Genomic DNA, 13,572 nt, shown 5'->3' with positions numbered 1-13,572 from the left:
CGGGGAGGGGCGGTCAGCGTCGCGGCACCGCCGCCATCGCCGCCGCTCCCCGACCGACCAGGCGCTCCAGCGGTCCGCGGCCGAAGAACATCGACCACAGCGTCGTCGCGATCAGCAGCCCCACCGCGGTCGCCGCCCAGAAGCCGTTGTTCGAGAAGAAGCCGCCCGGACCGCCCACCAGCGCCACCGAGAGGACATGCGCGCTGTATGCCGTGAGCGGCATGGACCCGAGGGCGCCGAGCGGCAGCAGCGGCCACCGCAGCGGCCTGCTCAGCAGGAGACACAGCGCGACCACGGCCAGCGCGAAACCTCCCGAGCCCAAGATCTCGGCCGTGCCCCCGCTGTGCGGCTCCACCGCGAACACGGCGCGCAGCACCGCGCCGAGGGGATCGACGGCGGCGAGCGCCTGCGGGTAGTCCTCCCAGCCCGAGGGCGAGATCAGGTCGCCCTCGATGTCGCCGTCGACGATCGAGCTGCTCCCGCTCCCTCCGCCGACCCCGGCCGCCTGTCCGATGCCGCCCAGACCGTACCCGACGACGGCGAGCACGACGCCCACGGCGAGCGCGACGACCGCCGTCCGCACCTGATCGACCCGGAGTCGACCGAGCGCCATGCCGCCCAGCACGAACGCCATCCACACGGTCAGCGGATAGGAGCCGTACAGGACGAATCCGATCCCCGAACCGTAGGGGTTCAGCGCGACGGCGCTCAGGAGGGCGAGCAGGGCGGGACCGACCACCGCGAGCACGGCGGCGCCGGTCAGCAGCTGCCACGGTCGCCAGCGCAGCACCGGGATCACCGCCACGTACAGCAGCCCGTACAGCGTGAGGATCACGGCGATCGGGGTGTTCAGCATCTCCAGCCCCAGACCGATCACGAAGATCACGGCTCCGCGGCCGATCAGGTTCAGCCGGATCCCGGGGATGCGTTCCCGCTCCGGGAGCGCACTGCGACCGGTCATGAGCGCGATCGAGACCCCGGCGAGCACCGCGAACAGGATCGAGGAGCGCCCATGCACCAGATCCGTCCACGTCGACGGGTCGAGCCACTCGAACGGCTCGGTCTCGCCGATGTGCGCCCCCGCCATGCCCAGGATCGCGAGCCCTCTGGCGACGTCGAGGCCGAGGATGCGCGGCGGCCGCCCGAACTCGTGGAACCAGCGCAGCGCTCTCGTCATCCGACGATCGTATGTGCTCGATCCCGGCATACGATGGAGGGCTATGTCTTCCCCCGTGATCTCCTATCCCCCGGAGCTGCCGGTCAGTGCCGCCAGGGCCGAGATCGCCGACGCCATCCGCGACCACCAGGTCGTGATCGTCGCCGGCGCCACCGGATCGGGCAAGACCACGCAGCTGCCCAAGATCGCGCTCGAACTCGGACGCGAGCGCATCGCGCACACCCAGCCCCGACGTCTCGCCGCCCGCACGATCGCGGAGCGCGTCGCCGAGGAGCTCCAGGTCGAGCTCGGCACGCTCGTCGGCTACAAGGTGCGCTTCACCGACAAGGTGTCAGACGCCACCCGCATCGCCCTGATGACCGACGGCATCCTCCTCAACGAGATCCACCGCGACCGGCTGCTCACCCGCTACGACACGATCATCATCGACGAGGCGCACGAGCGCTCCCTCAACGTCGACTTCCTGCTCGGCTATCTGGCCCGCATCCTCCCGGAGCGTCCGGATCTGAAGGTGATCATCACCTCGGCGACGATCGACCCGGAGAGCTTCGCGAAGCACTTCGCCGCGCCGGACGGCACCCCGGCGCCGATCATCGAGGTCTCCGGGCGCACCTATCCGGTGGAGATCCGCTACCGCGGGCCGGTCGACGACGCCGACGACGACGCGGCGTCCGGCGGCGAGCCGGAGGACGAGGTCTCCGCCATCGTCTCCGCCCTGCGCGAGCTCGACCGCGAGCCGCCCGGCGACGTGCTCGTCTTCCTGCCCGGCGAGGCCGAGATCCGGGATGCGGCCGATGCCGTGCGCGGCGCCTATGCGAAGGACCGCTCCCCCACGGAGGTGCTGCCGCTGTTCGGCCGCCTCTCCGCCGCGGACCAGCACCGCGTGTTCGAACGTAGCCGAGTCGCCGGCGTGCGCCGTCGGGTGATCCTCGCCACCAACGTCGCCGAGACGAGCCTCACGGTCCCCGGCATCAAGTACGTGATCGACACCGGCACCGCCCGCATCTCGCGGTACAGCAACCGCTCCAAGGTGCAGCGGCTCCCCATCGAGCCGATCTCGCAGGCGTCCGCGAACCAGCGTTCCGGTCGCGCGGGCCGCACGAGCGACGGCATCGCGATCCGCCTCTACTCGGAGGAGGACTACGCGGCGCGGCCCGAGTTCACCGAGCCGGAGATCCTGCGCACGTCGCTGGCCTCGGTCATCCTGCAGATGCTGTCGCTCGGCTTCGGCGACATCACCGCGTTCCCGTTCCTCACCCCGCCCGACTCCCGGGGAGTGAAGGCCGCGTTCGATCTGCTCACCGAGCTGGGTGCCGTCACCCTTCGGCCGGCTCAGGGACCAGGTCAGAGTTCCCCACACCTGACCCGCATCGGCCGCGAGATCTCGCGCATGCCGATCGATCCGCGGTTCGCGCGCATGCTGATCGAGGCGGGACGCCCTTCGACAGGCTCAGGGCCCCACTCGTCGGTGACACGCGACGTGCTCGCGATCGTGTCGGGGATGACCATCCAGGATGTGCGGGAGCGACCGGAGGAGCGCCGGGAGGAGGCGGATCGCCTGCACGCGCGGTTCGTCGACCCGACCAGCGACTTCCTCACCCTGCTGAACCTGTGGAACCACCTGCGTGAGCAGCAGCGCGAGCTCGGCTCGAGCGCGTTCCGTCGACTGTGCCGCTCCGAGCATCTGAACTACGTGCGGGTGCGCGAGTGGTTCGACGTGCACCGTCAGCTGCGCACGCTCGTGAAGACGAGCGACCGCGGTGGTGACGGCGGTGGTGCCAGCGACCCCGATGCGATCCACCGCGCGCTGCTCTCCGGCCTGCTCTCGCAGATCGGCCTCCTCGACGAGCGCACCGCCCCCGCCGGCAAGACGCGGCACATCGCCGAGTACCGCGGAGCGCGCGGCATCCGCTTCTCGATCTTCCCCGGCTCCGGGCTGCGCAAGAAGAGCCCCCGTGCGGTGATCGCCGCCGAGATCGTCGAGACCTCCCGCACGTTCGCCCGCACGGTGGCTGCGATCGATCCGGCCTGGGCCGAACCCCTCGCCGGAGACCTGGCCAAGCGCCAGGTGACCGAGCCGCACTGGTCGAAGGACGCCGGGGCCGCTGTCGCGTTCGAGAAGGTGACGCTGTTCGGTCTGGAGATCATCCCGCGTCGGCGCGTGCAGTTCGCCCGCATCGACAGGGCGGCCTCGCGTGAGCTCTTCGTGCGGCACGCGCTCGTCGAGGGCGAGTGGGATCCGACGCGGATCGACAAGCGGGTGAGCGCGTTCTGGCGCAGCAACGCCGAGCTGCGCAGACGCCTGGAGAAGCTGGAGGAGCGCGAACGCCGTCGCGACATCCTCGCGGGCGACGAAGCCGTGTTCCGCTTCTACGACGAGCGCATCCCCGCCGAGGTCTTCGACGTGCGCTCGTTCGAGGCCTGGTGGCGCGAGGCCATGGCCGCGACGCCGAAGCTGCTCGTGATGCGCGAGAGCGACCTGATCGACGACGAGGAGCGCGCGGATCAGCGCGAGTTCCCGACACGGTGGACGCAGGGCGACCAGGTGCTCGGCCTCGCCTACCGGTTCGAGCCCGGCGCCGCGGACGACGGCGTCAGCGTGGTCGTGCCGCTGCCGCTGCTCGCCCAGCTCGAGGACCGCGGCTTCGACTGGCAGGTTCCCGGTCTCCGCGCCGAGCTGGTCACCGGACTGCTGCGTGCGCTCCCCAAGGCGATCCGTCGTCATGTGGTGCCCGCCGCCGACTGGGCCGAGAAGTTCGGGGCCGAGCTCGCCGAGGAGGGACCGGAATCGCACGGTGGGCTGCCGTCGCGCACGCTCAAGGAAGCCCTCGCCCGTCGTATCCAGCCGCTCGCCAACCAGCTGGTCTCGGCCGCCGACTTCGACGACGAGCGGGTGCCGGCGCACCTGCGCATGAACTTCCGTGCCGTGGACGAGCGCGGCAGGATCGTCGGCTCCGGACGCGACCTGCGCGCGCTCCAGACGCAGCTCTCCGACCGCGCCCGCAGCAGTGTCGCCCGCTCGATCGCCGCCCCTCCGCGCGCCGCCACCCCGGGGACGAAGCAGGGCGCGGAACGTGTCGCCGCCGCGCCGGTCGAGCAGACCGGTCTGACGAGCTGGACGTTCGGGGAGTTGCCCGAGGTCCTCGACACCCGCGTCGCCGGGGGCGTCGTGCGCGGCTATCCGGCCATCGTCGACCAGGGCAAGAGCGTCTCGGTACGGGTCGAATCCACCCCCGACGCCGCCGCAGCCGCCACCCGCGACGGCGTGCTGCGGCTCGTGCTGCTGGGCGTGCCCTCGCCCTCGTCGTACGTGCAGGAGCATCTCACGAGCCAGGAGAAGCTCGCCCTCGCGGCCTCCCCCTACGCGTCCGCCGCCGCGCTGATCGAGGACTGTCGCAGGGCCGTCGCGCGCGCCGTGATCGAGGACATAGCGCCGACCGGGATCGTCCGCAGCGAGGCGGAGTTCACGCGTGTGCGCGACGCGGTGTCGACCGTGCTCGTCGACCGGCTCTTCGCCTGCGTCTCGCTGGTCGCCCGCGTCCTGACGAAGTCCCGCGACGTGGAACGCGGCATCAAATCGCAGAACTCGCTCGCCCTGCTCGGCCCGCTCAACGACATCCGCACCCAGCTGAGCGGTCTGCTGCATCCGGGCTTCGTCTCCGCGGCCGGCGTGGATCGACTCACGCATTTCCCCCGCTATCTCGAGGGAATGCTGGACCGGCTGAAGACGCTCGCCAGCGAGCCGGGCAAGGACCGCGCCCGCATGACGGAGTACGAGCGGATGGCGAAGGCGTTCGAGGATGCCGGGGGAACCATCCCCCTCGCACCCGACGCGCCGCGCACCCTCGTCGAGGTGCGCTGGCTGCTGGAGGAGTACCGCGTCAGCGTGTTCGCCCAACGGCTCGGCACGGCGCAGCCGGTGTCGCCGCAGCGGATCATGAAGGCGCTCACCGGGCGCTGAGCCGTCGCGTCCGCCCTCGGCACGGGTAGCCTGAACGCATGGCTCGTGCGATCGTCTACACCGAAATCGGCTCCCCCGCTGTGCTGCACCTGATGGAGATCCCCGACCCCGTCGCAGCACGCGGTGAGGTCGTCGTGCGCATCGAGGCGGCAGGCGCCAACCCGATCGATGCGAAGCTGCGCAGCGGCAAGCGCCCCTCTCCGCCCATCACCGAGCCGCGTCCTGTCGGGTTCGACGGCGCCGGTGTCGTGGAGCTGCTCGGCGAAGGGGTCGACGACCTCGCCGTCGGCGACCGGGTGGCCATCCGCGACGGAGTCGGAACCTACGCGTCCGCCATCGCGATCGCGGCCGAGAAGCTCGCCAAGCTCCCCGATTCCGTCACGATGGCCGAGGGAGCCGCGATCGGCATCCCCGCCGGCACCGCGTACCAGGCGCTGCGCTCGCTGGGCGTGACCGCCGGCGACGTGCTGCTGGTGCACGCCGGATCCGGATCCGTCGGCCAGGCGGCGGTGCAGTTCGCCGTCGCGTGGGGGGCGACCGTCATCGCCACCGCGAGCCCCGCCCGCCACGATCAGCTCCGCGAACTCGGCGCGATCCCCGTGGCCTACGGCGACGGCCTGCTCGACCGGGTCCGCGCGGCCGCTCCCTCCCCCGTCACCGTGGTACTCGACGGCGCCGGCACGGACGAGGCCATCGAGACCTCCCTCGCGCTCGTCGCCGACCGGGACCGGATCGCGACGATCGTGCGCGGGCCGGACGCCGCGTCCTTCGGGATCCGCGCCTTCTCCGGCGGCTCCCCCGTCCCGCTGACGGAGCAGGAGCTCGCGTGGCGTGCCGAGGCGCTGCCGAAGACGATCGAGCTCCTCGACACGGGCGACTTCACGATCGAGCTCGGACCGCAGCTGCCGCTCGCCGAAGCGGCGCAGGCCCATGAGCTCATGGAATCCGGCGCCGCTTCGGGCAAGATCATCCTGGTGCCGTAGCACCGGGCAGTGCGGCTCAGGCCGGGGCGACCGGCCGACCGATCGACAGCATCAGTCTGTTCGCCCAGTTGAAGAACGCGGCGCCGTGGATGACGTCCGCGATCTCCAGGTCGTCGAGCCCCGCCGCGCGCAGTCCTACGATCTCGCGCTCGCCGAACGCGTTCGGAGTGTCGGTGAGGGCGACCGATGCGGCCACGATCGCGTTCCAGCGCTCGCCGAGATCGGCGTCGACCCCCTCATCGAGCAGCAGGTCGACATCCTCGACCCGCTTGCTGTGGTGCGCGGCGAAGCGGGAGTGCACCGACGCGCAGAACACGCAGCCGTTGCGCCGCGACGCCGCGGTCGCCGCCAGCTCCCGGTCCGCGCGCGGCAGCCCCTCCGCGACGTTGTAGAAGATGTCCTTGTCCACGAGCGTCCGCGCCTTGAGCACTTCGGGGTCACGGGCCAGCAGCCGGAAGTAGTCGTTCTTCGCGCGCGCGGCGTCGACGAGTCCGTCGTAGTGGCGCTCGGTCAGCTCGTCCTCCGCGAGGGGCTCCAGATGCGGCACCCAGCCCACCTCCCCACGGGTGAAGGAGTGCGGGTGCGGGGCGTCGTCGTGGCGGAGCACGGTCTGCACGGCGGTCATGCCGCGAGCACCCGGAGTCCGGTGACGACCCGCTGCTGGAAGGCGAGGAACGACACCAGCTGCGACAGCGTCACGATCCCATCCGTCGACCACCCGGCATCGAGCAGGCGTCCGAGGTCGTCGCCCGAGGCTTCGCGAGGACGGAACACCAGCAGGTGCGTGTGCGCGAGGGCTGCGGCGAGACGATCGCCGAGGACGGCGGTGACGGCATCCGCCGGCACGTACCGCTCGCCGTCCGTGTTCTCGGGCTGCAGGCCGAGCTCGGTGTAGGCGCCGAACGGACCGCTGGTCGATGCCGTCTCCGCCTCGGCGAGCACCACGCCCGCCCGCTCCGGATCGGCCTCGCGGGCGCGGGCGGCGTAGAAGACCGCTGTCGGGTCGTCCGCACCCGCCAGTCCGGTCGCGAAGGCTGCGACGAGCTCGCGCTCCGCCTGGGAGACGTGCTCCGGGCTCACCGGCTGAAAGAGGGCGTCGAAGCTCGCCTGCAGCTGATCCCTGGTGACCGGACGGCGACGACGAAGCGCATCCAGCGTCGGCGTCACCTCCGCGATACGGTCCACGATGTCGTCGGTCATGCGTTCTCCTTGAGGGTGGGGTTCCGGTCGGGGGTCTGGGTGAGGGCGTACCCGAGAGCGGGCGCGACCTCGTCGGCGAAGAGGGCGATCGAGCGCAGCACGTGCTCGTGCGGGGCGTCGACCGAGTGCACCTGGAAGGCCACCTCGGTCGCGCGGGCGAGGGTGGTGTCGGCCGCGAGTGACTCCGCCACCTCCTCCGGTGTGCCCAGATGGGTGTCGAGAGCGGCGATCAGCTCCTCGATGCTGTCTCCAGGGATGGTCTGGCCCTGCCGACGGAAGCCCTCGGCCGCCCGCCGCAGCCCGACCTCGGCGAACCGCAGGGCGTCGGCGCGGTCATCCGCGACGAACACGGTGCGCGAGGCGGTGATCCGCGGAGCCGCCCCGGCCGGCAGCGCCTCGAGGTACGCGTCGATGATCGGATCCTGCAGCTCGGACAAAGGGGCGTACAGGCGATCGGTCCTGCGCGGCTGAGTGCGAGAGAGCAGCAGCCCGTGCCCGTGGATGCCGGCGCGGTGACCGCCGGGAGCGGAGAAGGTGGCCTGCCACACACGGTCGGCGAGGTCTCCGGCGTCCGGGTAGAGCGTGTTGCCCGCACCGACGTCGCGCCCGGCGAGGCCGTCCAGGAGCGTACGCAGCTTGCGGTCGTAGGTCGCCGCCTTGTCGCGCACATCCTCCCCGAACGGCTCGAACGACGACGGAGTGCCGCCGCTGCCGAGGCCCAGATCCACTCGCCCCCCGGAGAGCAGATCGGCGACCACGGCATCCTCGGCCACCCGGACCGGGTCTTCCAGCGGCAGGGTGATCACGCCGGTCCCCAGTCGGATGTCCCGCGTCACGGCCGCCGCGTGCGCGAGGAACACCAGCGGAGACGGCAGCCCGCCCTCGGCCGCGTGGAAGTGATGCTGTGCGACCCAGGTCCTCCCGATCCCGTGGCGCTCCGCCTGCTGGATCTGCGCCGTGGCGAGCGCATACCTCTCGGCGGGCGAGGCGTCGTCGAGCAGACGTGTGAAGAAGGCGACGGTGGGCCCGGTCGAGGTAGCGGGTGCGGTGGTCATACGACGATCTCCGTTCGTCCGGGGACCGCGGCGAGCAGCTCCCCGGTGTACTCGTGCTGCGGGTCGCGGAACAGGTCTTCCGTCTGCCCCTCCTCCACGATCCGGCCGCGGCGCATCACCGAGACCGTGTGGCTGATCCTGCGCACGACGGCGAGGTCGTGCGAGATGAACAGGTACGTGAGTCCGAGCTCGGCCTGCAGCGAGGTGAGCAGTTCGAGGATGCGCGCCTGCACGGTCACGTCCAGCGCCGACACCGCCTCGTCGAGCACCACCACCTCGGGGTCGATCGCGAGAGCTCTGGCGATCGCGACGCGCTGCCGCTGTCCGCCCGAGAGCTCGCGCGGGGTGCGCCGCGCGACGTCGGCGGGGAGCGAGACCCGGTCGAGGAGAGCGATCGCGCGCTCCCGGCGCTCGGCACGCGAGCCGACGCGGAAGTTCTGCAGCGGTTCCGCCACGATGTCTGCGATCTGCTGGCGGGGATCCAGCGAGGCGAACGGGTTCTGGTAGACGAGCTGCACCCGGCGACGCAGTTCCCGCAACTGCTCGCGCTTCGCGTGGGTCACATCCTCTCCGGCGACTTCGATGGTCCCGGCGTCGGGCTGGTGGAAGCGGGTGACGAGCCGTGCCGTGGTCGTCTTGCCGGACCCCGACTCCCCCACGAGCGCATGGGTGGTGCCGCGACGCACGCGGAACGAGACATCGTCGACCGCGCGGAAGCGCTCGCGCCCGGCGACCCGGAACTCCTTCACGAGCCCGTCGGCGACGATCGCGTACGGATTCTCCGCCGCGACGGCTGCGGCATCCCGCAGGAACGGCGGGGCATCCGGGCGCCGGAAGCCGGTCGTGAACGCGGGAGCATCGGCGAGCAGCTGCCGCGTGTACGGGTCCGTCGGCGCGGCGAGCACCTCCTCGCTCCGCCCCTGCTCCACGATCCGGCCGTCCTTGAGCACGACGAGACGTGCGGCGCGATCGGCGGCCACACCGAGGTCGTGGGTCACGAGCAGGATGCTGGTGCCCTCCTCGCGCTGCAGCTCGTCGAGCAGATCGAGCACCTTGCGCTGCACCGTGGCGTCGAGGGCACTGGTCGGCTCGTCGGCGATCAGCAGGCGCGGTCGCAGGGCGATCGCGGTGGCGATCAGCACGCGCTGCCGCATGCCGCCGGAGAGCTCGTGCGGATACTGGCCCACCCGCAGGTCGGGGTCGTCGATGCCGACGCGATCGAGCAGCTCGATGGCCCGTGCACGACGGGAGCGCCGATCCCGATGACCGTGCAGGCGCAGGATCTCCTCGACCTGCGCGCCGACCGGACGCACCGGGTCGAGCGAGGTCGTGGGGTCCTGCGGCACGAGGCCGATCTCCGCACCGCGGATGCCGCGCAGCGCGCGATCGGACCACCCGGAGATGTCGAGGTCGCCCAGGACGACCGTCCCGCCGTCGACCCTGCCCCCAGCGGGGAGCAGACCCAGGAGCGCGTGCGCGGTGGTCGACTTGCCCGAGCCCGATTCGCCGACGAGCGCGAGGGTCTCCCCCTCGTCGATCTCGAACGAGACCCCGTGCACGACCTCCCGGTCGCCATAGGAGATGCGCAGACCGGTCGCTGCCAGAACGCTCATCGCGTCCCCCTTCCGATGCGGTGGCTGATGCGGTTGGCGCTGAGCACGACCGCGACGACGATGAGACCCGGCAGTGCCGTGAGCCACCAGGCGGTGCCGACGTAATTGCGGCCCTCGGCGATCAGCAGTCCCCATTCCGGAGTGGGCGGCGGAGCGCCGTAGCCGAGGAACCCGAGCGTCGAGATCGCGAGGATCGCCGTGCCGAACTGCAGGGCGGCGAGCGCGACGATCGGGGTGAGCGAGTTGGGCAGCACATGCCGACGGAGCACCGCGAAGAACGTGGCACCGCTGCCGAAAGCGGCCTCGACATACTCGGTGCGGCGCACGCGGGCCACCTCGGCGCGCATGAGACGCGCGAAGGCGGCGACGCTGCCGAGGCCCACCGCTATGGCGGCATTGACCGTGCCGAAGCCGAGCAGGATGATCACCGACAGCGACAGCAGCAACCCGGGGATCGCGAGCAGCACGTCGACGATGCGCATCAGCACGTCGTCCACCACCCCGCCCACGGCTCCGGCGATCGCGCCGAGCACCGTGCCAAGGGCGAGTCCCACCGTGACGGCGATCAGCGCGCCCGAGAGCGAGTGCACGGCTCCATGGACGACACGGCCGAACAGATCACGGCCGAGGGTGTCGGTGCCGAACCAATTCGCAGCACTCGGCGGCAGCAGCTTGTCGGCAGGCACGCCGGTGAGCGGGTCGCCGGGCGCGAACACGCCGGGGATCACGGCCCACAGCACGGCGACGGCGACCACGGCGAACGCGAGGTACAGCCCCCAGGCACGGCCGCGAAGACGGCCAGGACGGCGAGGGCCCCGCGGAGGCGCGGGGACGGTCGGGGTCGGCTCGGAGTCCGGTTCGACACTCGTCGCGGCGATCACGGGAGCGGTCATGCGGGCACCTCCTGGGGTGCGGGGCGGGCGGCGACGGACGCGGTGGAGCGTGCGACCGCGCGCTGACGAGGGTCGATGAGCGGTGTGACGAGGTCGACGGCGAAGCTGATGACGACGAAGCCGAGCGCCGACAGCAGCACGACACCCTGCAGCACCGGGATGTCCTGGTTCGCGACGGCCTGCTCGGTGAGGCGGCCGATGCCGGTGCGGCCGAACACCGTCTCGGTGACGACTGCTCCCCCGACGAGTTCCCCGAACAGCACGCCGGCGATCGTCAGGGTCGGCACGGCGGCGTTGCGGGCGACGGAGCGCGTGAGCACCCACAGCGGCGGGGCACCTTTCGCCCGGACCACCGTGACGAACGGCTGCGCCTGCACCTGATCGATCGCGCGGACCAGCACCTGCGCCAGCGGCGCCGAGATCGGCACGGCGAGCGTCAGCACGGGCAGGATGAGTCCGCTGACGGGGTCGGCCCCGACGATCGGCACCCAGCCGAGCCCGAACGAGAACACCTGGATGAGCAGGATGCCCAGCCAGAAGACCGGCACCGCCACGAAGAGGCCGGGCACCTGGCGAAGTCCGTCGCGCAGCCAGGCGAACGGGGCGAGCGAGGAGAGTCCGGCGATGAGCACGGCCAGGACCAGAGCGACGACCAGCCCGAGGGATGCGAGCAGCAGCGTCGCGGGGAGCGCCTCGGCGAGCATCGTCAGCACGGGTGTGCCGAACTGCGTGGAGTAGCCGAAGTCCCCGGCGAGGAAGCCGAGCCCCGCGTGCACGTACTGCTCCCACCAGGGCAGGTCCGTGCCGTAGGTGGCGCGGATGCTGTCGAGCTGATCCGGCGACAGCCCGAGGCTGGGGTCGGAGAACTTGATCAGGATCGCGTCGCCCGGCAGCAGCTGCAGCAGGAAGAAGGTCGCCGTGAAGGCCGCGACCAGAACGATCGCGGCCTGCCCGGCTCGTCGGAGGACGAAACTCATCGGAGGACCATCCCGATCAGTGCTCGGCCAGCCAGACGCCGGAGAACGTCGGACGCCCCACCGACTCGAACGCGACGCCGTGCACGTAGGTGGCGGTGCCGTACACCTGCGGCTCCTCGAACAGCGGGATCACGTAGGCCTGTTCGGCGATGTAGTCCTGCACGGCCTGCGATGCCGCGACACGCTTGTCGGCGTCCGGCTCGGACGCCACGGCGAGCAGCAGCTCGTCGAGCTTCGCGTCCTTCGAGATCAGCACGTCGCGGTTCTTCGTGAAGTACTGGCTCTTGATGACGTCAAGGTCCGCGCGTCCGACCATCGAGTGGTAGAAGCCGGTCTTGAGCGGGTCGCGCGTGTCCTCGGCGTAGCTGCCGGCGTCGCCGGGCTTGACCGAGAGCTCGACCCCGACCTTCGCCAGCTGCTGCGCCACGAGCTCGAGGGTCTGCTTCGACAGCGGCTGCGGCTTCGCCTCGTACACCGTGATCGAGAGGCGCTCCCCGTCCTTCTCGCGGATGCCGTCGGCACCGGGCTCCCATCCTGCCTCGTCGAGCAGCTTCTCGGCCTTCTTCGGGTCGTAGGCGTAGTGCTCCGACTCGTCCTTGTAGCCGAGGGCCTGGGAGGAGAGCACCGAGGTCGCCACCGGGTAGTTCTCGGTGAAGAGGGTGTCCACGACCTCCTGCGCGTTCACCGCGGCGATGAGTGCCTGGCGTACGCGGATGTCGGCGAGCAGCGGGTTCTCGGGTCGCAGGGCGATCGAGTTGTTCACGCCGCGGGTCTGCGGGGCATAGAGCGTGAAGCCGGCGCCCTCCACGCGGTCCTCGTCGAACGCCTGCACATAGCGGACGTAGTCGGCCTGTCCCGCGAGCAGCGAGCCGATGCGCACCGAGTCCTCGGGCGTGATCAGCACGTGCACCGCGTCGAGGTACGGGCGGCCGTCGTTGTCGACGCTGTCGGGTCCCCAGGCGTAGTCGTCGCGGGCGGTGAGCGTGTACTCCGTGCCGAGCTTCTCGCCCGTGACCGTGAACGGACCGGAACCGATGATCTCCTCGGCGTTGCCTGCGCCGAAGTCCTCGATCGTGCCGTCGAGCGTCTCCGGCGACAGCAGTCCCGAGTTGATGGTCGACGTCGCCTGCAGGAACCCGGGAGACGGAGCCGAGAAGCGGAACGTCACCGTGTCCTCGTCGACCACCTCGCTGCTGGCGTAGTTGTTGATCGCCTCCGAGACCGTGAGGCCCCGCTCCGCGTCGCCCAGCCCGTAGGTGTCGAAGTTCTTCGCGACGGCGGCCGCATCCACCGGCGTGCCGTCCGAGAACGTGACATCGGGGTTCAGGTCGAACGTGTACTCGGTCGCGTCGTCGTTCACGGTCCAGTCGGAGGCGATCCACGGCTCGATCTCGAGCGTCTCCGGGTTCTGCCAGGTGAGCCGGGCGGCGATGTTGTTCACGATGCCGCCGTTGGGGTAGAAGCCGGCCTGCGGCGGGTACAGGTTCGTGTACGCCTGGTGCTCCAGGTACGTGAGCGTTCCTCCGGTGACGGGGTCGCCTCCGTCCGCGGGAGAGTTCGCCGGGGCGGGTGTGGACGCGCAGGCCGCGAGGCTCCCCGCGAGCACGAGCGGGAGCGCCACGGCGGCGGCGCGGATCAGACGACGGTTCATGCGGAGGTCTCCTGGCTTCGGGTGGGACGAGGTTTCTTCACGGTAGGAATCGGGGGTGCGAC

At 71.1% G+C, this 13,572-nt stretch carries 10 protein-coding genes; 2 read left to right on the top strand and 8 right to left on the bottom strand.

The features are described from left to right. Positions 1-13 precede the first annotated feature (13 nt). Entirely contained in the window at positions 14-1,177 is a 1,164-nt protein-coding gene (locus F6A08_RS06725) for a heparan-alpha-glucosaminide N-acetyltransferase domain-containing protein (RefSeq protein WP_151458975.1), read from the bottom strand. A 43-nt stretch (positions 1,178-1,220) separates the two neighbouring features. On the opposite strand from F6A08_RS06725, the gene hrpA reads away from it, so the two are divergent. Both hrpA and F6A08_RS06715 read left to right on the top strand, forming a co-directional pair. Continuing rightward, positions 1,221-5,138, top strand: coding sequence for an ATP-dependent RNA helicase HrpA (gene hrpA / locus F6A08_RS06720; RefSeq protein WP_151458974.1), 3,918 nt, complete (start codon positions 1,221-1,223; stop codon positions 5,136-5,138). Between the two features lie 38 nt (positions 5,139-5,176). Then, positions 5,177-6,121 carry a quinone oxidoreductase family protein gene (locus F6A08_RS06715; RefSeq protein WP_151458973.1) on the top strand — a complete coding sequence of 315 codons (945 nt, stop codon included), beginning with the start codon at positions 5,177-5,179 and terminating at the stop codon, positions 6,119-6,121. A 16-nt stretch (positions 6,122-6,137) separates the two neighbouring features. Here the strand turns inward: F6A08_RS06715 and F6A08_RS06710 are convergent, their stop codons facing one another. The 7 genes from F6A08_RS06710 to F6A08_RS06680 are packed head-to-tail and all read right to left on the bottom strand — an operon-like array spanning position 6,138 to position 13,510. Then, positions 6,138-6,746: an alkylhydroperoxidase domain protein gene (locus F6A08_RS06710; RefSeq protein ID WP_151458972.1), complete on the bottom strand. Its 609-nt coding sequence runs from the start codon at positions 6,744-6,746 to the stop codon at positions 6,138-6,140. Beyond that, the gene (locus F6A08_RS06705) at positions 6,743-7,321 is read right to left on the bottom strand and encodes a CMD domain protein (protein WP_151458971.1); all 579 of its coding nucleotides are present in this window, start codon (positions 7,319-7,321) and stop codon (positions 6,743-6,745) included. The genes F6A08_RS06710 and F6A08_RS06705 overlap by 4 nt, the downstream gene beginning before the upstream one ends. Next, on the bottom strand, positions 7,318-8,376 hold the full coding sequence (locus F6A08_RS06700; protein ID WP_151458970.1) for a putative FMN-dependent luciferase-like monooxygenase: 1,059 nt from the start codon (positions 8,374-8,376) through the stop codon (positions 7,318-7,320). The genes F6A08_RS06705 and F6A08_RS06700 overlap by 4 nt, the downstream gene beginning before the upstream one ends. Continuing rightward, a complete protein-coding gene (locus F6A08_RS06695; protein ID WP_151458969.1) occupies positions 8,373-9,989 on the bottom strand; it encodes a dipeptide ABC transporter ATP-binding protein in 1,617 nt (538 codons plus the stop codon). The genes F6A08_RS06700 and F6A08_RS06695 overlap by 4 nt, the downstream gene beginning before the upstream one ends. Then, positions 9,986-10,882 carry an ABC transporter permease gene (locus tag F6A08_RS06690; RefSeq protein WP_151458968.1) on the bottom strand — a complete coding sequence of 299 codons (897 nt, stop codon included), beginning with the start codon at positions 10,880-10,882 and terminating at the stop codon, positions 9,986-9,988. The genes F6A08_RS06695 and F6A08_RS06690 overlap by 4 nt, the downstream gene beginning before the upstream one ends. Further along, complete coding sequence (locus tag F6A08_RS06685) at positions 10,879-11,859, bottom strand: ABC transporter permease (RefSeq protein ID WP_151458967.1); 981 nt, start codon at positions 11,857-11,859, stop codon at positions 10,879-10,881. The genes F6A08_RS06690 and F6A08_RS06685 overlap by 4 nt, the downstream gene beginning before the upstream one ends. A 16-nt stretch (positions 11,860-11,875) precedes the next feature. After that, positions 11,876-13,510: a TIGR04028 family ABC transporter substrate-binding protein gene (locus F6A08_RS06680; RefSeq protein ID WP_017202620.1), complete on the bottom strand. Its 1,635-nt coding sequence runs from the start codon at positions 13,508-13,510 to the stop codon at positions 11,876-11,878. Positions 13,511-13,572: the final 62 nt, after the last annotated feature.

Source organism: Microbacterium algeriense, assembly GCF_008868005.1.
In the GTDB taxonomy this organism is placed as follows: domain Bacteria; phylum Actinomycetota; class Actinomycetes; order Actinomycetales; family Microbacteriaceae; genus Microbacterium; species Microbacterium algeriense.
Note: the sequence above shows the minus strand (reverse complement) of the source record. Positions and strands in the feature narration are given on the sequence as shown.

Coding starts and splice junctions, on each gene's coding strand:
- F6A08_RS06725 (WP_151458975.1), bottom strand. CDS start 1,177: ATGACGAGAGCGCTGCGCTGGTTCCACGAGTTCGGGCGGCCGCCGCGC.
- hrpA (WP_151458974.1), top strand. CDS start 1,221: ATGTCTTCCCCCGTGATCTCCTATCCCCCGGAGCTGCCGGTCAGTGCC.
- F6A08_RS06715 (WP_151458973.1), top strand. CDS start 5,177: ATGGCTCGTGCGATCGTCTACACCGAAATCGGCTCCCCCGCTGTGCTG.
- F6A08_RS06710 (WP_151458972.1), bottom strand. CDS start 6,746: ATGACCGCCGTGCAGACCGTGCTCCGCCACGACGACGCCCCGCACCCG.
- F6A08_RS06705 (WP_151458971.1), bottom strand. CDS start 7,321: ATGACCGACGACATCGTGGACCGTATCGCGGAGGTGACGCCGACGCTG.
- F6A08_RS06700 (WP_151458970.1), bottom strand. CDS start 8,376: ATGACCACCGCACCCGCTACCTCGACCGGGCCCACCGTCGCCTTCTTC.
- F6A08_RS06695 (WP_151458969.1), bottom strand. CDS start 9,989: ATGAGCGTTCTGGCAGCGACCGGTCTGCGCATCTCCTATGGCGACCGG.
- F6A08_RS06690 (WP_151458968.1), bottom strand. CDS start 10,882: ATGACCGCTCCCGTGATCGCCGCGACGAGTGTCGAACCGGACTCCGAG.
- F6A08_RS06685 (WP_151458967.1), bottom strand. CDS start 11,859: ATGAGTTTCGTCCTCCGACGAGCCGGGCAGGCCGCGATCGTTCTGGTC.
- F6A08_RS06680 (WP_017202620.1), bottom strand. CDS start 13,510: ATGAACCGTCGTCTGATCCGCGCCGCCGCCGTGGCGCTCCCGCTCGTG.